Origin of the sequence: Mammaliicoccus sp. D-M19, assembly GCF_022386695.1 — a bacterium.
Taxonomy (GTDB): domain Bacteria; phylum Bacillota; class Bacilli; order Staphylococcales; family Staphylococcaceae; genus Mammaliicoccus; species Mammaliicoccus sciuri.
Genome location: NZ_JAJNHW010000004.1, coordinates 80,947 through 97,762 on the forward strand (window position 1 = coordinate 80,947; position 16,816 = coordinate 97,762).

At 33.5% G+C, this 16,816-nt stretch carries 20 protein-coding genes and 1 riboswitch; of the genes, 10 read left to right on the forward strand and 10 right to left on the reverse strand.

All coding sequences use genetic code 11. The annotated features are described in order from the left end of the window. Positions 1 to 633 (reverse strand): 3-hexulose-6-phosphate synthase, encoded by a 633-nt coding sequence (hxlA, locus tag LQ675_RS10045; protein WP_025905795.1) that lies wholly within the window; start codon positions 631 to 633, stop codon positions 1 to 3. 112 nt (positions 634 to 745) lie between these two features. On the opposite strand from hxlA, the gene LQ675_RS10050 reads away from it, so the two are divergent. The 4 genes from LQ675_RS10050 to LQ675_RS10065 all read left to right on the forward strand — a co-directional run bounded on the left by LQ675_RS10050 (position 746) and on the right by LQ675_RS10065 (position 2,725). Further along, entirely contained in the window at positions 746 to 1,099 is a 354-nt protein-coding gene (locus LQ675_RS10050; RefSeq protein ID WP_037589866.1) for a winged helix-turn-helix transcriptional regulator, read from the forward strand. A 60-nt stretch (positions 1,100 to 1,159) separates the two neighbouring features. Further along, positions 1,160 to 1,714: a DUF4256 domain-containing protein gene (locus LQ675_RS10055; RefSeq protein WP_048539983.1), complete on the forward strand. Its 555-nt coding sequence runs from the start codon at positions 1,160 to 1,162 to the stop codon at positions 1,712 to 1,714. Positions 1,715 to 1,872: 158 nt separating this feature from the next. Further along, on the forward strand, positions 1,873 to 2,328 hold the full coding sequence (locus LQ675_RS10060) for a LytTR family DNA-binding domain-containing protein (protein WP_239727828.1): 456 nt from the start codon (positions 1,873 to 1,875) through the stop codon (positions 2,326 to 2,328). A gap of 13 nt (positions 2,329 to 2,341) precedes the next feature. Next, entirely contained in the window at positions 2,342 to 2,725 is a 384-nt protein-coding gene (locus tag LQ675_RS10065) for a DUF3021 domain-containing protein (protein WP_048539982.1), read from the forward strand. 431 nt (positions 2,726 to 3,156) lie between these two features. Here LQ675_RS10065 and LQ675_RS10070 read toward each other — a convergent pair whose 3' ends face one another. The 8 genes from LQ675_RS10070 to isdC all read right to left on the reverse strand — a co-directional run bounded on the left by LQ675_RS10070 (position 3,157) and on the right by isdC (position 9,757). Further along, positions 3,157 to 3,492: a hypothetical protein gene (locus tag LQ675_RS10070; protein WP_058592234.1), complete on the reverse strand. Its 336-nt coding sequence runs from the start codon at positions 3,490 to 3,492 to the stop codon at positions 3,157 to 3,159. Between the two features lie 318 nt (positions 3,493 to 3,810). Then, on the reverse strand, positions 3,811 to 4,161 hold the full coding sequence (locus tag LQ675_RS10075) for an antibiotic biosynthesis monooxygenase (protein ID WP_239727830.1): 351 nt from the start codon (positions 4,159 to 4,161) through the stop codon (positions 3,811 to 3,813). Between the two features lie 20 nt (positions 4,162 to 4,181). Continuing rightward, the gene (gene srtB / locus LQ675_RS10080; protein ID WP_048540720.1) at positions 4,182 to 4,901 is read right to left on the reverse strand and encodes a class B sortase; all 720 of its coding nucleotides are present in this window, start codon (positions 4,899 to 4,901) and stop codon (positions 4,182 to 4,184) included. Further along, a complete protein-coding gene (locus tag LQ675_RS10085) occupies positions 4,885 to 5,670 on the reverse strand; it encodes an ABC transporter ATP-binding protein (protein ID WP_239727832.1) in 786 nt (261 codons plus the stop codon). The genes srtB and LQ675_RS10085 overlap by 17 nt, the downstream gene beginning before the upstream one ends. Next, complete coding sequence (locus LQ675_RS10090; RefSeq protein ID WP_075578398.1) at positions 5,651 to 6,625, reverse strand: FecCD family ABC transporter permease; 975 nt, start codon at positions 6,623 to 6,625, stop codon at positions 5,651 to 5,653. The genes LQ675_RS10085 and LQ675_RS10090 overlap by 20 nt, the downstream gene beginning before the upstream one ends. Before the next feature lie 12 nt (positions 6,626 to 6,637). After that, on the reverse strand, positions 6,638 to 7,522 hold the full coding sequence (isdE, locus tag LQ675_RS10095; protein WP_048540717.1) for a heme ABC transporter substrate-binding protein IsdE: 885 nt from the start codon (positions 7,520 to 7,522) through the stop codon (positions 6,638 to 6,640). Next, on the reverse strand, positions 7,519 to 9,078 hold the full coding sequence (locus LQ675_RS10100) for an NEAT domain-containing protein (protein ID WP_239727841.1): 1,560 nt from the start codon (positions 9,076 to 9,078) through the stop codon (positions 7,519 to 7,521). Before LQ675_RS10100 ends, isdE begins: the two co-directional genes overlap by 4 nt. Further along, positions 9,062 to 9,757 carry a heme uptake protein IsdC gene (gene isdC / locus LQ675_RS10105; protein ID WP_239727853.1) on the reverse strand — a complete coding sequence of 232 codons (696 nt, stop codon included), beginning with the start codon at positions 9,755 to 9,757 and terminating at the stop codon, positions 9,062 to 9,064. The genes LQ675_RS10100 and isdC overlap by 17 nt, the downstream gene beginning before the upstream one ends. A gap of 230 nt (positions 9,758 to 9,987) precedes the next feature. Then, a riboswitch (TPP riboswitch) is annotated at positions 9,988 to 10,096 on the forward strand. A 76-nt stretch (positions 10,097 to 10,172) separates the two neighbouring features. On the opposite strand from isdC, the gene LQ675_RS10110 reads away from it, so the two are divergent. Genes LQ675_RS10110 through LQ675_RS10130 form a run of 5 tightly spaced genes read left to right on the forward strand, consistent with a single transcriptional unit; the run spans position 10,173 to position 13,823 of the window. After that, entirely contained in the window at positions 10,173 to 10,757 is a 585-nt protein-coding gene (locus tag LQ675_RS10110) for a thiamine phosphate synthase (protein WP_275590064.1), read from the forward strand. Then, positions 10,750 to 11,859: a glycine oxidase ThiO gene (thiO, locus tag LQ675_RS10115; RefSeq protein ID WP_048540713.1), complete on the forward strand. Its 1,110-nt coding sequence runs from the start codon at positions 10,750 to 10,752 to the stop codon at positions 11,857 to 11,859. The genes LQ675_RS10110 and thiO overlap by 8 nt, the downstream gene beginning before the upstream one ends. Beyond that, positions 11,856 to 12,056 carry a sulfur carrier protein ThiS gene (thiS, locus tag LQ675_RS10120; protein WP_025905802.1) on the forward strand — a complete coding sequence of 67 codons (201 nt, stop codon included), beginning with the start codon at positions 11,856 to 11,858 and terminating at the stop codon, positions 12,054 to 12,056. The genes thiO and thiS overlap by 4 nt, the downstream gene beginning before the upstream one ends. A 1-nt stretch (position 12,057) precedes the next feature. Next, positions 12,058 to 12,825: a thiazole synthase gene (locus tag LQ675_RS10125; protein ID WP_239727855.1), complete on the forward strand. Its 768-nt coding sequence runs from the start codon at positions 12,058 to 12,060 to the stop codon at positions 12,823 to 12,825. Next, the gene (locus LQ675_RS10130) at positions 12,825 to 13,823 is read left to right on the forward strand and encodes a ThiF family adenylyltransferase (protein WP_239727866.1); all 999 of its coding nucleotides are present in this window, start codon (positions 12,825 to 12,827) and stop codon (positions 13,821 to 13,823) included. Before LQ675_RS10125 ends, LQ675_RS10130 begins: the two co-directional genes overlap by 1 nt. Before the next feature lie 490 nt (positions 13,824 to 14,313). Here LQ675_RS10130 and LQ675_RS10135 read toward each other — a convergent pair whose 3' ends face one another. Further along, the gene (locus LQ675_RS10135) at positions 14,314 to 14,667 is read right to left on the reverse strand and encodes a DUF488 domain-containing protein (RefSeq protein ID WP_107601815.1); all 354 of its coding nucleotides are present in this window, start codon (positions 14,665 to 14,667) and stop codon (positions 14,314 to 14,316) included. A 149-nt stretch (positions 14,668 to 14,816) separates the two neighbouring features. Between LQ675_RS10135 and LQ675_RS10140 the strand changes: the two genes are divergently transcribed. Continuing rightward, positions 14,817 to 16,772 (forward strand): fructose-bisphosphatase class III, encoded by a 1,956-nt coding sequence (locus tag LQ675_RS10140; RefSeq protein ID WP_048540709.1) that lies wholly within the window; start codon positions 14,817 to 14,819, stop codon positions 16,770 to 16,772. Positions 16,773 to 16,816 lie beyond the last annotated feature (44 nt).

Sequence of the window (16,816 nt, forward strand, 5' to 3'; positions counted from 1 at the left end):
TTACTTACCTTCGATAATTTCTCTACATAATTTTGCAGCTGCTTTTGGATCGTCTGCGTTAGCAATTCCTCCACCAACAATAATTAAATCTGGATTTTCATCAGCAACAGATTGAATTGTTTCTGGCGTAATACCACCAGCTACTGCTACTTTTGAATTTTTGATAACTGATTTAACTGTACGTAAGCTTTCTAATGGAGATACACCTTCAGCTTGTAAATCGTAACCAGTATGCACAGCGATATAATCTGCACCTAATGCATCTAATTCTTTCGCACGTTTTTCTAAATCTTGAACTGCGATCATATCCACTAATAATTCTTTACCATGTTTATGCGCTTCTTCAACTGCACCTTTAATTGAAGCATCTTCAGCTACACCTAAAATTGTTACGATATCTGCTCCAAATTTAACAGCTTGGCTTACTTCATAACCAGCAGCATCCATAATTTTTAAGTCAGCTAATACTTGAACATCTTTAACAGATTGACTTAATTTTTCTACTGCACCTAATCCTTCATTAATAACGATAGGTGTTCCGATTTCTACTATATCTACATATTCCTCAACTTGTTGCGCTAATTGAGCTGCTTCTTCTTTATTTAATAAATCAATTGCTAATTGTAATTTCATATTAATCATATCTCCTTTATCTATATTACTTTATACTTATAATTGTGATACAATGTATAAAATTATGCAATACTGACAAATATGTCACTTAGTGAAGAAATGGGGTTGTATTATGGTATTAATTAACTATAAAGAAACGGAATATTATAATTCTAAAGACTTAGCATTATCTGTTATTGGGGGTCGTTGGAAAATACCAATCATCTGGCATTTATTACAAGCGTCACCTCTTAGACTCAATGAATTAGAAAAGAAACTACCAGATATTAATCAGCGTATGCTTATTAGACAGTTGAGAGAACTCGAAGACGATCATATCGTAAACCGTACTGTATATCCGGTCGTACCACCTAAAGTTGAATATAGTTTGACACAAATAGGTAAAGATTTAGAACCTGTTGTTAATGGCATTTGTGACTGGGGAGACGAATTTTTAGACTTTTTAAATACTAAAGATAAAGCCTAATCACATATTACTTTTAATCGCTTCATAGTTTGCTACAATAAAATAAAAAAGGGGTATTTTATGACAACTCAAAAACTTTCACAAGAAGAACAAGCTGAACTGCTTACAACTTTACAAAAACGATTCGAAAAATTTCCAGAACGCCATAAAAATATAGAATGGTCAGATGTAGAAAAACGATTAAATGAACATCCAGAAAAATTATGGTCACTTAATCAAATGGAACAAACTGAAGGAGAGCCTGATGTAATAGGATTAGAAGATGATGCTTATATATTCGTAGACTGTTCTAAAGAAAGTCCTAAAGGCCGTCGAAGTGTTTGTTATGATAGAGCAGCATTAGAATCTAGAAAGAAACACAAACCAGAAACAAGTGTAATGGACATGGTTCATGAAATGAACGTTACATTACTTAATGAAGAACAATATAGACATTTACAAACACTCGGTGAATTTGATAAGAAAACATCAAGCTGGATTGAAACACCTACAAAAATTAGAGACCTTGGTGGTGCATTATTCTGTGATTTACGGTATGACACAGTATTCACTTACCATAATGGCGCTGATTCTTATTATGGCGCAAGAGGTTTTAGAAGCATGTTAAAAATATAAAATAAAGCTTCCTCAATTTGTCTCAAGAAGACAAGTTCAGGAAGCTTTTTCTATACAATCATTACCTAACCACTTACACCGTATATTAAACCGGTTATGACATAACTACTGACAAATTTTTAGAAACAACATACCATATAAGCAAAGGAGGTTATGCTATGAAAGAGCCATTCAACGTTCAACTAAACATCGACACTTCACAAAAGACGACGGATATTTCAATCAAAACCTTTGAACAGGAACTTGGTCATAACCTATTAACGTATATTCAACAATTTGAAACATCCAACCATAAAATAGGTATTAAAACATCACAAGGTACATCACTTATTTTAAAGGAAGACATCATTTTTGCAGAAATTTTTGATAAACAACTGAACATCATAACAACCAGTGAAACACTCACAACTCGAATGTCACTCACTGCCTTACAACAAACTTTGCCTAAGCAGAAGTTCGTACAAATTAGTAAATCGTCTATCGTAAATATAGAACATATCAAGAAAGTATCACCGTCATTCTCAGGGAATTTATATGCAACTTTATCCAATAATAAAAAAGTAACCATTTCAAGAAGATATGTTAAAAATTTAACTGAAATATTAGGTATATAAGGAGGAGACCATTATGAACAAAATCTTTAAATCTATTCTACAAGGTATCGGTATAGGAAGCAGTATTATGCTCATATTCATCGCAATATTTGAAGTAACAATTGACTTCCAAGCAGTCTTCAGCGTTTATATATTCGGTGCCATTTGTGGATTTCTACCAATAGTTTATGAAATCGATCAAATACCACTCTTATTCAAGCTCATCATTCATTTAGGTGGTAGTATCATTACATTCTTTATCGTTTCAACAATTAATAACTGGATACCATTACAACCAGCACCACTTATCGGAGGCCTCACAACCTTCGCATTAATATTCCTCGTTATCTGGTTTGTATTTATGTATCTCAATATTCAACAAAGCAAAAAAATAAATACAAAACTTAAAAAAATGTAAACAAAGACCCTTAAGGTTCACTCCTTAAGGGCCTTATTTTCCGTTTTTCCATATTTTACTGAAATAAATGTAATTCACACGATATAGATTCCGTATTACACAAATGTGTAATCAATATTAAAATATATTATCTATTCATATCTTCTAAACTCATAATCGATTTCCCCATTGATTATGAAAACTTCTCTTATTTAGTGCTTAAAATCTTAAAGAATATAATTTTTAACGCCAGAAAAATTATAAACCTAAAACTCCCTTATACATTTCGTAAATACACTAAATCCTCTTTATAACCTATAATAACCTATCCGAAAAGAAGAAATGTACAATATCAAATCAAAAATCAAGCTCTTTCGCAAAAACCATCAATCAATATCAAATCATAAAGTGTGCTATGAAAAGTATGTGCAACGCTAAAATACAATGTAAATCTAAGTACCAATCGCATCTTCAAAATGACGATTCAAATATAAACAAATTTCATTAATAGTCTCAATCGTCTCACCAAACAAAGCAGAACTTCGTTTAAGAATCTTAAAATGCTTTTGGTCTTCTTCCAATCTCACGCATGCAAAGACAAAAATAGAATTGAAAAATTCAGTCTGATCATTAAGAGACTCTCCATATCTCTCATCCAAATCATCCAAAATATCATCTAAACTAATATCTTTAGGAATCACCAGTTCCTCCACTCTATGCATGCCAATCTTACCTTCAGTAATAAATCCCTGAATATCGTAAAACTCAAACTTAATAATATTGTACATTTTAGCCTCCTTTCTAAGGGATGTTATAGGTTATACTTTTATTATATTCAATGCCCATTTATTGTCAATAAATTTCTATACTTTTTTTATACAAAATGTTTAAAATACAATGAAACCCCGTTAAATCAACGTTTTATAAGCAAAAAAATTTCAAAAAATCTCGAAATAAGTAGTTCAAAATCGTAAAATTCTCAAATAAATTTATTAAACATAATTTACGTAAAAGTAATATTTAAGACACCTTAAACTTCAAAAATTGTAATATAAAAATTAAATTTTTCTCAAAATAAATACAAAAAACCCAACATGACTTCAATGTCATGCTGGGTTTATAACTTCCGCTTCTACCTCGTTATCAAAGTGATAACCGATTGTATATGTTGTGACTGTGTTTTCTAATATAGGGCTTTCGTTATCTTCTCTGTTATGTCGTACGTTCTTGTGTGCTTCTTTGAATACGTCTGATTTTAACCAGTTTTTAAAGTTTTGTTCTGATTCCCAGATTGTAAGTATTTTTACTTCGTCATATTCTTCGAGGTTGTTTGTTTTTGTAACATACATTTTCTTGAATCCTTCTATTGTTTCTATTCCTTGTCTCATATAGAATCTTTCTATTGTTTCGTCTGCTGTCCCTTTATAGAGTTGTAATTTATTTTCTGCCATAAACATGTTATTGCCTCTTTTCTATTTTATACTTTTTCGAGTTTGGCTACGACGACGATTCGTCCTGATGTGAGTGAATATGGATCTTCGCATGTTGAGAGTGTGACGATTTTGTCGTCTTTATTAACTTCTGTTGTTGTTGAGATTTGTGATTTTTTTAATGTTTGTTCTAGAAATTGTTCATATGTTGCTTTGTCTTTAAAGTCTGTTTGTATGTAATTATCTTTTGTTGTCGTTTCATAGGCGCTAATAACTTCTAATTGATATTTGCCGTATTGTGTATCGTACTGGATCGTTTTATGTTGGTTATAAAATGATTGATCTAAATATTTTTCTACGACGTCAAACATGGTGTTATCACCTACGTGATGTCCATATATGACGGTATTCATTTTATCGTGCTTAGGTGTATTACGATAATCCATAAAGATACTACCTTTTCTACTATCTTGTTGTTCAAAGTCTTTCTTTAAGTAGTCTTTGTTGTCTTTTGATTGTAGTATTGGATAGTTCAATGATGTGCCTTCTAGATGTATCCATCCTATAATATCTTTGTTGATGTTACTGAGTTGTTTGAATTGTGGTCGCACGGTATTAGTGTTTGTCATTTGTGTATAATTTTGTTGTAAATGAATGTAGCGTTCTTCCGCTTCTTTATCTTCTTGTTTATTGTGATACATGACATATCCAGACCATATGATGACAGCGACTAATGCTATTTGAATGATTTTAATGATGATTTTCACGTGTTGCTCTGCCCTTTCTCTTACAAATCAGCATGCCACATTCTGGGTCATGGATGATTTTCGCATCGATATTATATACGCGTGAAATAAAGGATTCTGTTACGACTTCTTCTGGAGGTCCTTGGATGACTTGATTGTTATGTATACATACGATTTCATCGCTATATTCTATCGCTTGGTTAATATCATGTAACACCATGATAATGGTGATATTAAAGTTCTCTTTAAGTGACCTGATAATATCCAATACTTGATATTGATAATTTAAATCTAAGTATGTCGTTGGTTCATCTAGCAACATATATTGTGGTTCTTGCGCAAGTGACATTGCGATAAACACACGTTGTAATTCTCCGCCTGACAATTCACTAATTGGTTTATCTTGAAAGTCTTCTAATTCTAGTTGATGTAACACATGCTGAATGACTTCTTCTTGTTTGATATCTTTCTTCAATATGGATTGGTAACTATATCTTCCACACTGTACGACTTCTTTAACTGTAAAATCTTCTGGCGCACGGTTATTTTGATGTACGGTCGCTAACTGCCTTGCTAATGTTTTTCTATTTAATGATGAAATAGCTTGATTATCTAAGTAAACAATACCTTCACTCGGCTCTAAATTACGTGATAATATTTGTAACAATGTTGATTTACCCGATCCATTAGGTCCAATGATAGTTGTAATGGCGTGCTTTTTGAGTTGTATGTTTAACGATTTAAAAATATGCTTTCTCTGGTATTTGAAACTAACGTTCTCTGTTCGCATGGACATACGCTCCTTTACAAATAAGGTAAATCAAGAATGGTCCACCTACTACAGTCGTAATCGTACTAGCTGGTATTTCTAAAGGTGGCGCTATTGTTCGACCTACCGTGTCTGCTAATAATACGAGCCATGCACCAAATATAATGGAATATGGTATGACCTTTTTATAATTCGTTCCAACAATACGTCTTATAATATGTGGCACGATTAAGCCTACAAATGCTAATTGACCTACGATAGCTGTTGCGCTACTTGCTAAAAATACAGCAACTAAACCGATGATAAGTCGATATTTCGTAATATTAAAACCAATATTATGCGCTTGTTTATCTTCAAATGATAACAAGTTCACTTTGTTTACTAACATGAGTGCAAATATAATCCCTATTGTTGAAGTGACGGCAATTATATAGACATCTTGCCATACTTTCATCGTTAAACCTGTTGGTAACTGCATAACAGGACTCATAGATAAAAGTTCTATTACACCATTTAACATGGCGTATATCGCAACACCTACTAATATGAGTCTTATCGGAGTAATCTGATAACGTGATACTAATAGGAATAATATAAGAAACGGTATAACCCCACCAATAAAGACGAATATCGGTAAATAGAAATACAAGGTAGGTAAAAATATAAGTATGACACCTCGTGCAACAAGTGCACCAGATGTCACACCAATAATATTCGCTTCAGCTAGAGGATTTTGTAATACCGCTTGTAGCAAAGCCCCTGATACACTCAGAGCAGCTCCAACAAATAACGCGATGAATATTCTTGGCATACGTAAATCAATAACTGCATCTACTTGAGGTTCAGTACCTGTTGTGAGTTTCGTGATGATTTGTTCTATACTTAAAGGTAACTTTCCACTTACAAGCGATATATAAATTGTTATGACAAGCATACATAACATGATCCAGAACGTGAGTTGCGAATATTTTTTCATGTTTTAACCTCTTTACTTATGATATAAAATGTCATAAAGCTGTACTAACGCATCGTCAGCTTTAATACTTGCTGTTATGCCAAATGGTATTTCTTCTAAATCATAAACTCTATTATTTTTAACTGCGTCAAAGTGTTTCCATATATCATTTGTACTAAACTCTTTCTTAAACATTTCTCTTACTTGGTCTGGAAAACCATGTGGCAATCTTAAAATAATATCAGGATTGACTTTATAAAGTTCTTCCGTATTAGAGGCTAAATATGCTCTTGATTCATTTTGTATAACATTCTCTCCTCCGGCAATTTTCACTAAATCACCAATATAAGAGTGTTCTGTTGCTACAAGATAACTACCGGGTACACCCATAAGAATCAGTACTTTAGGGCGTTTTTTACCTTGAATCTTAGCTTTAATTTCAGCTTCGGCATTATCAAACTTTTTATTAAGTTTTTTAGCCTGTTCTTTACGATTGAACGTATTACCCATTTCGGTGATAGATTTCTTCAAACCATTTAAACTGTCGTAATCATAATAAGTACCTTTCATTTTAAGTTGTTCAAACACTGGATCCATCTCAGATTTAATTGTTGTAACAGTTAATACATGTGTTGGATTAAGTGATTTCACAACTTCAACATTCGGTTTCTTAGGCTGACCAATTTCAGGTACATCTTTGTATCGCTTCGGTAAATCTTTATAAGTTGTCGGTTTACCTACGATATCTAAATCTAATGCATCTAAAGTTTCCGTTAAAGCTACAGTAGTTGGTACGATTCTAAATTCTTCTTTCTTTTGTTTACTTGAAGGTTCTGATGATTTACTAAAGTTGATGTTACAAGCCGCAAGTAGACAGCTACATATAATCATTAAAATTAATAGCGATTTGATTTTCATTTAGATGCTCGCTTCTTACCTAAGAAGAATGAACCAGCTAATAACAATACTGCACCACTGAATATAAGTGCATATGTCATCGCATCTCCACTGCTACTTGTTGAAGGATTAACGAGTTTCATGTTTGTTGAACCATCTGCATTACGATCGAAACTTGGACTCACTTTATCTGCACTTGTAGTACTTGTTTCATTGTTACCACTTGTCGCAGCTTGATTTGAAGGTGTGACAGGTGATGAACTATGATTTGTTGAACTATTTGCTCCAGATGAAGCATTTGAAGATTCGGATTTTTGGTCATCTGTCGGTGTTGTCTGCTTGTGTTGAACATTTTGAGAGTCATGACCTTTAGTGTCATCATCTTTACTTGGTGTGTTGACAAATCGTTGCTGTTCATCACTTGTGTCTGTATTTACATTGACAGATGCCGCTTCTTTATCAAATTCAATACGTGTTGTGTAATGATTGTCGTAGTTAATCGCTGGTACAACAATATGCACTTTAGATGTTAATACTTTTAAATCTTTCGGCTTTTCAAAGCGAATGATTTTTGTATCTGCAGATTGATCTTCTGAAACGATTGTGACATTTAATTTCTTATCATGATCGAATAATTCAAATGACTTCCAATATGAAGCTGATTTCAATGTTAGTTCAACATATTGTTTACCATTTTCTTCAACGATACGTGCAGGTTTCACCATATATTGGTCCATATAAGATATTTCACTTGAACCATTTTTATAGACCATGTAACCTAACGTTGAAGTTGCTTTTTCTTGAATAGTTGATCCTTGGTTGGAGCCAGTCGGATTTTTAACTTTATCAGGAATTGGCACTTCTTTTTTTGTTATCGGCTTTTCATCGTTCTTTGGTGTATCTTGCTTTGGAAGTTCTGTTTGTGGTTTCTCATGATTCGAATCCTTTGCAGGTGCTTGTTGTGTATCTTCATTATTCTGATTTGCATTATCCTGCTTTTGGTCAGTCGTTGATTGGTTTGAATCGTCTTTCTCTTTATTGTTTGAATCTATTTTTCCTGTATCTTGTTGATTTGAATTCTGAGTTGTCGGTGCACTAGGAATAACTTCTTTAAAATTTACATGAGTCGTATATTTGTTGTCATAATTGATTGCCGGTACAACAATGTGAACTTTTGAAGTAAACGATTGGCTACCTGGTTTAACTTTAAACTTTATGACTTTTGTATCAGCTTGATGATCTTCTTTAACTGTTTGAATGGCAATTGCGCCTGATTCATCATACAGTTCAAATGACTTCCAATAAGAAGCGCTTTTCAAAGTCATCTCAACATACGTTTCCCCATTCTCAAAATATACCTTTGCTGGTTTCACCATATATTGATCCATATAAGATATTTCATTTGATTTATCTTTATTAACTACAAAATCAATTGTCTTACTTTCCACTGCTGATGCTTGTTCTTCTGCTGCTTCAACTTTTTTCATTGTTGTATGACTAAGCGGTTCATAAGTGTTGAATGAAAGAGTTGAGAATAATAAAGAAAACGCTAATAATGACTTAACACTTTTCTTCATTAATTATGCCTCTTTTCAATTTTTTATTGAACATAAACGTAGCAATTAATAACATACCTGCAACAATTGGAAGGACTGTAATCATTACCGGTGTGCCTGCGCTCGTTTGAGGATTTTTCACATCTTGTGAAGAAGTTGCAGATCCATTAGTTGGTGTACTACTATTTGAACTAGAAGATGCTGCTGTTGAATTCTTTGAAGCATCACTAGATGAAACTGCCGCAGCTTGGCCAGAAGGTTCTTTCACATCAAATGTGATTTTGTATTTGTTATCGTATAAGAACGGTTTACCATCGACTTTTTCATTGATATAAACATCAATTGTTCCAGCAAGTTGGCCAAATGTAGAATTCACTTTAAAGCTAGACGTTCTAACGTCTGAACCTTTGTCTTCACTTACGATACTTTCAGCAGAACCATCAACTGTAATACCTTTAATCCAATGGCTGTGATTCATCGTTAATTGAAGTTGCTTTTCGCCATTCTTAACTACTAACTTACCTGGTTTATTAAAATAATCATTTGCAATCGAAACATCTGAAGTACCATGTTTCAATACTGTGTAATCAACGTCATAAGTACCATCCTTAACATCAGCAGAAGCCACCTTACCTACGCCTACTGATAATAAAATAAGTACTAATAACCCAATATTTAAAACTTGTTTAAACCTTTTCATAATATACCTCCTTTGTAAATTTCTTGAAATTCTCCTTCCACCTTATAATTTAATTGATAATAGTTATCAATGTCAATATTATTTTCTATTTTAATAAATAGTTAGTTATCAAAATTTTATTTCGCAAAATTTAAAAATTAATAGAATGGAATAATTTGGGTTGTAACTAAATAACATATAAATTTGAACATTCTTACTTTTATATGTACAATGGATGTAATAACTGAATAAATGTCCACTGGAAGTGCCTTATTATAGGCTGAGACTGAAGTAGTGACTTCGGGATTCCTTGAACCTGATCCAGTTCATACTGGCGTAGGAAAGTGGCGTATATAAGCTTACTTATACTTATAATTAAATTTTTACGCTATTTTTCTATCCAGAAAAATAGCGTTTTTTATTTGGAGTGATTTCATTGTTTATTGCTGTTACACCGTATAAAGACTTAGATGTTGATGATTTAGAACATTATATAGAGATTGCAGAAGAGATTGATTTGTTATTACTGAGAGTGCCTATGACACATGATGATCTATGCTGGGCGTTTGATTATTTATTAGCAAATGGCTTTTCGCAAACGAAATTAATGATTCATTCTGATATGACCATACTTGAAAAATATGATTTAAATTTTATTCATTTTCGTGAAGATGACGTGCAAGCATTTGAATTTAAAAAGCTTCACCCTCATATATCCGTTAGTATGTCTACACATTCAGTTGAAACTGTGAAACGCGCACGTGAGTGGTCTTTAGATTTCGTATTCTTTGGTCACGTGTTTGAAACGTGTTCTAAAGATGGTCTTAAACCAAGGTCTTCTAAAGACATAAAGGATGCAGTATCTATAGATATTCCTGTTTATGCAATTGGTGGCATAGATACGCATTCTATTAAGTCGTTGCCTCATGGCTTTGAAGGTGTTTGTGCAATATCATTTTTCAGAGATCGAAGTTCGCGTGAAATTCAGTTATTAAGAGAGGAGTGGCTTGCATATGTATGACATGTTAATTGTTGGCTCTGGCGTCATGGGGATGTCTATTGCGCGTGAATTAGCCCTTAAAAATGATTCGTTGTCTATCGCTGTGATAGATCGAGATGTTCCTGGATTACACGCATCTTATAAAGCTGGTGGGATGTTAGGTGCACAAAATGAATTTATTGAAGATACACCCCTTTATCAACTTGCATTACGTTCGAGAGATTATTTCGAATCACTCAGTCACACGTTATATAAAGAGACGAATATCAATATTGATTATCAAGCACACGGTTTAATTAAAATGGCCGCATCACGAGATGATATCGACAGCTTAACTGAGCAATATCGTTTTTTAAATAAACGTGATCGTTCAGTTACTACATTAAATAGTCAATCACTTCGTCACCTTTCAAATCATACGATTTCCTATAATCATAAAGCGATTTATATTCCATTTGATGGCCAAATTAATGCCAATCAATATGCTAAAGCTTTATTGAAATCTATTGAGTATAAAGGAATTGAACGCATTTATCATACTGAAGTTAAATCCATACATCGCTTAAACGATTCGTTTAAAGTGCTCACTGCAAATCAAATTTTACTTTCCAAAAAGGTCATTGTTGCTGGAGGTGCATGGAGTCATCAGTTATTAGCAGACTATGAAATTGAGCCAAAAGTAACAGGTGTTAAAGGCGAAGTTCTACTGTTAGAACATCCAGACTTAAAATTAGAACAAACACTTTTCATGACGAATGGCTGTTACATTGTGCCGAAACGTGGCAATCGATTTTTAGTGGGTGCAACGAGTTATGTAGATGACTATACTGTTGGCACATCAGTTGAAGGAGAAAATTGGTTAATGCGTCAGGCATGTAAATACATTCCATTATTATCAAGTAGTCGACTCATTCATAAATGGTCGGGCATTAGACCATACACTGATAATGAGTGGCCCATTATGGATGAAATCGATGAAGATTTATATATTGTTACGGGCCATTATCGTAATGGCATATTACTGTCACCTATAATCGGCAAATTAATGGCTGAATGGATTGTTTATGAAGTAAGACCTACGTTATTAGAAGCGTTTAAAGTGAGGAGGTGTGTCCATTTATGAAATGTATCATTAATGGTGATGAATTTAATTTTGAAGATGCGTTAACGTTGTCAGATTTACTAGACTCTCTGGAATTAGATAAAGATAGAATCATCGTCGAGTGGAACGATACACTCATTAAAAGTGAACAATTTAATGATATTACTGTTAGAGAATCAGATAGATTAGAACTACTAGAATTTGTTGGAGGCGGATAAAATGTTAAAAATAGGACCATATGAACTCAACTCAAGATTATTATTAGGTACTGGTAAATTTAAAGATGAAGAAATACAATCTAAAGCAATCCAAGCATCAGGCGCAGAAGTGCTGACTTTTGCTGTTAGAAGAATGAATTTATATGACAAATCATTACCTAACCCATTAGCAAATGTTGATTTAAATCGCTTTATTACTTTTCCTAATACTGCTGGTGCACATACTGCAGAAGAAGCTGTACGTATTGCAGAAATTGCCAATCATGCTGGGCTTTGCAACTTAATTAAAGTAGAAGTCATTGGAGATGATAAAACTTTACTGCCAGACCCAATCGAAACTTATAAAGCATGTGAAATATTATTAGATAAAGGCTATATTGTCTGTCCTTATATTTCGTGTGATGTTGTGTTAGCTAAACGACTTGAAGCATTAGGTGTTCACGCGATTATGCCACTAGCTTCTCCAATTGGAACAGGCATAGGCATTAATAACCCACTTAATTTAAGATATATCATTGAACAATCTAACATTCCCGTTATCGTGGATGCTGGTATTGGTTCACCGAAAGATGCTTGTTTCGCGATGGAACTTGGCGCAGATGCAATTTTATTGAATACTGCCATTTCTAGTGCGAAAGACCCTGTAAAAATGGCTGAAGCGATGAAATTAGGTATTGAAGCCGGTCTATTGAGTTATGAAGCAGGAAGAATTCCTGTTAAATATACAGCACAAGCATCAAGCCCAACTGAAGGATTAGGATTCTTGTAATGGAACGTTACGGGCGACAAATGAAGTTTCAACAGTTCGGCGAGCATAGTCAAGAAAAATTGCAGAATACCAGTATAATGATATTGGGTGCAGGTGCATTAGGCAGTCATGTTGCAGAACTACTTGCTCGCATGGGCGCCCATCAATTAACGATAATCGACATGGATATTGTTGAGCTTTCTAATTTACATCGTCAAGCACTCTATGATGAACATGATGCACAGGAAATGCTCCCTAAAGTCGTTGCTTTAAAAAGGAAAGTTACACAAATTAATCATCATGTTGAATTGAATGCTATCAACCAAGAATTAACGACACAAAACATTGAAACCATTATTAAAAATGTCCAACCAGATATTGTAATCGATGGCATGGATCAATTTGATATGCGCTTTTTAATCAATGAAGTTTGCCATAAATTAAATATACCATGGATATATGGCGCTGCAGTCGGAAGTAAAGGGACCGTTTATGCAATTGATTATAGTGGACCTTGCTTAAGATGTATTTTGCAAAGCGTACCTCAAACTGGAGAAAGTTGTGCTATAAACGGCGTGCTACCACCAGTCGTTCAACAAGTAGCCAGTTACGAAGTGTCAGAATTACTCAGATATGTTGCAGGAAAATCTTTTTCTAAAAAGCTCATAACAATAGATACATTTGAAATGAACATACGGTCAACAAATATCAATTTATTAAAAGACAATGACTGCGTTGTATGTGAACAAGGGATATATCAAGCATTAAACACACCACCCCTTTCATCAATAGAAGCATTATGTGGAGATACGTTCCTGTTTAGATTTAAACAACACGCATTTGAATTAGCACATCATTTTCCAGGACAAATTGCTAAAGAAAACGCATATGTAAAATTTATAGAATATGATGATATGACCATGACCTTATTCAAAGACGGTCGTATGAACGTACGCGGTATAGAATCACAAGAAACCGCAGTAGATATATATCAACAGTTTAATAGGTGTATAAAGTAGGGAGAAAGATGGAGTTGGACCAAGACTAGGAGGCAATTGCGGGTGAAGTCTTGGCTTTATTCGGTACTTAAGCCATGACTTCGGGCATCTCCTGGCTTTATTCGGTACTTAAGCCATGACTTGGGCTTTCTCTTGGCTTTACTCGGTACTTAAGCCATGACTTGGACTATCTCTTGGCTTTACTCGGACATTAAGCCATGACTTGGACTATCTCTTTGGCTTTACTCAGTACTTAAGCCATGACTTCGGGCATCTCCTGGCTTTATTCAGTACTTAAGCCATGACTTGGGCTTTCTCTTGGCTTTATTCAGTACTTAAGCCATGACTTACCCTATCTCTTGGCTTTACTCAGTACTTAAGCCATGACTTGAGTCATCTCTTGGCTTTATTCAGTACTTAAGGCATGACTTGAGTCATCTCTTGGCTTTATTCAGTACTTAAGCCATGACTTACCCTATCTCTTGGCTATATTTAGTACTTAAGCGAAGACTCACCCATCCAATATTTCTTTCAACACGATTGCTTGATTGTGTTTTTCGTCTTTGGCGCCATACAGTATGATGAGTGTTTGTTTATTTTCTTTATAAATTTCTTTTAGTTTATTTAAAGCTTCTTGTTGATCTCCTGATTCGAGTTCTTGTTTATATTTTTCTTTAAATGCTTCAAATTTACTTGGTTCGTGATTGAACCATTTTCTTAATTCACTAGATGGCGCGATGTCTTTTAACCAATAATCTAAATTTGCTTTGTCTTTAGATAGCCCTCTCGGCCATACTCGGTCCACTAATACTCTTATACCTCTTTCATCAAGATTATTATAAATTCTATCTATTTTACATACCATGAATGATCGACTCCTTTATATATATTTAGACTATAGAAGTGAATCTTAAACCATAAAAGAAAACGCTTAATGTGTTATACTATATCTTAAATGGTAGGTTTAATTTCTAAATAAAAAATCTCGAAATGATGAACGGAGTGAATTTTTTTATGACTCAATACGACATCCAGAATTTAAAAGCAAAATACTTAAATTTATTAGCAGAAAAGTTTGATGAAGAAGAAAAAGTAGCAACTGAAATTATTAATTTACAATCTATTTTAGACTTACCTAAAGGCACAGAACATTTCGTAAGTGACTTACATGGTGAATATCATGCATTCCAACATGTTTTAAGAAATGGTTCTGGTAATGTGAGAGCTAAAATTAATGACATATTTAAAGATACACATTCTGAAGAACATATTAGCGACCTTGCTGCACTCGTTTATTATCCAGAAGAAAAATTGAAACTTGTTAAAAATCAATTTGCATCGAAATCGGAACTAAATGAATGGTATATTGAAACAATTCAACAGATGATTCATCTTATTTCATACGCTTCAAGTAAGTATACACGTTCTAAGTTACGTAAAGCTTTACCAAAACAATTCGTATACATAATCGAAGAGTTACTATATAAAAGTAATGTTTATAACAATAAAACGACTTACTACGAAACAATTGTTCAAAAAATCATTTCACTAGGCCAATCAGATAAACTGATTATTGGTTTAGCATACACGATTCAAAGATTAGTCGTTGACCATTTACATGTTGTAGGAGATATTTATGATCGTGGTCCTGAACCCGATAAAATTATGGAGACGTTAATCAATTATCATTCTGTTGATATCCAATGGGGTAACCATGACGTATTGTGGATTGGCGCTTATGCTGGTTCAAAAGTATGTTTAGCTAACATTTTAAGAATATGCGCACGTTATGATAATTTAGATATCATTGAAGATGCATATGGAATTAATTTGCGACCATTAGTTAATTTAGCTGAAAAATATTACGGCGACAATACTGCATTTCATCCAAAAAAACATGCCGACAAAGAACTATCAGAAGAAGAAAAACTTCAAATCACTAAGATTCATCAAGCAATCGCCATCATTCAATTTAAACTAGAAAGTCCAATTATTAAACGTCGTCCTTCATTTGATATGGAAGAAAGACTTCTACTCGAAAAAGTAAACTACGATAACAATAAGATTACTATTTACGGTCAAACGTATCAGTTAGAAAATACATGCTTTGAAACAGTTGATCCAACAAATCCAGCACAACTAAACGAAGAAGAAGAGGAAGTTATTAATAAACTTCTACTTTCTGTACAAGAATCCGAAAAACTGAAACGTCATATGAACTTTTTAATGAAAAAAGGTAACTTATACTTAAAATATAATGGCAATTTACTTATCCATGGCTGTATACCCGTAGATGAACAAGGTAATATGGAAGAAATGGAAATTGACGGTAAAGTCTATAATGGGCGAGAGTTATTAGACCAATTCGAATATCATATTAGAAATTCATTTAGTCGTAAACATGAAACAGATGATTTATCTACAGATTTAATTTGGTATTTATGGACAGGTAAATATTCTTCATTATTTGGTAAACGTGCCATGACAACGTTCGAAAGATATTTTATAAAAGATAAAGTATCACATAAAGAAGAAAAAAACCCTTATTATTATTTAAGAGAAGATAGCGATATGTGTCGCAAAATGTTAGAAGAATTTGATTTAGACCCTGAACAAGGTCGTATTATCAACGGTCACACACCTGTTAAAGAAATTGATGGTGAAAATCCAATTAAAGCAAATGGCAAGATGATTGTTATAGACGGTGGATTTTCAAAAGCTTATCAATCTACAACAGGTATCGCAGGCTATACATTATTGTATAATTCATTTGGTATGCAACTCGTTGCCCACAAACACTTTGGTACAAAAGAAAATGTACTACTCAACGGTGCTGACGAACTATCCGTTCGACGTGTTGTAGATGAAGAACTCGAAAGAAAGAAAGTTCGAGATACAAACATCGGCGCCAAACTCCAAGAAGAAATTCAAATGTTACAAGAATTAATGTCATATCGTTATATAGATTAAAAAAACCGCGAAAACTTACGTAAGCTGTTAGTTTTCGCGGTTTT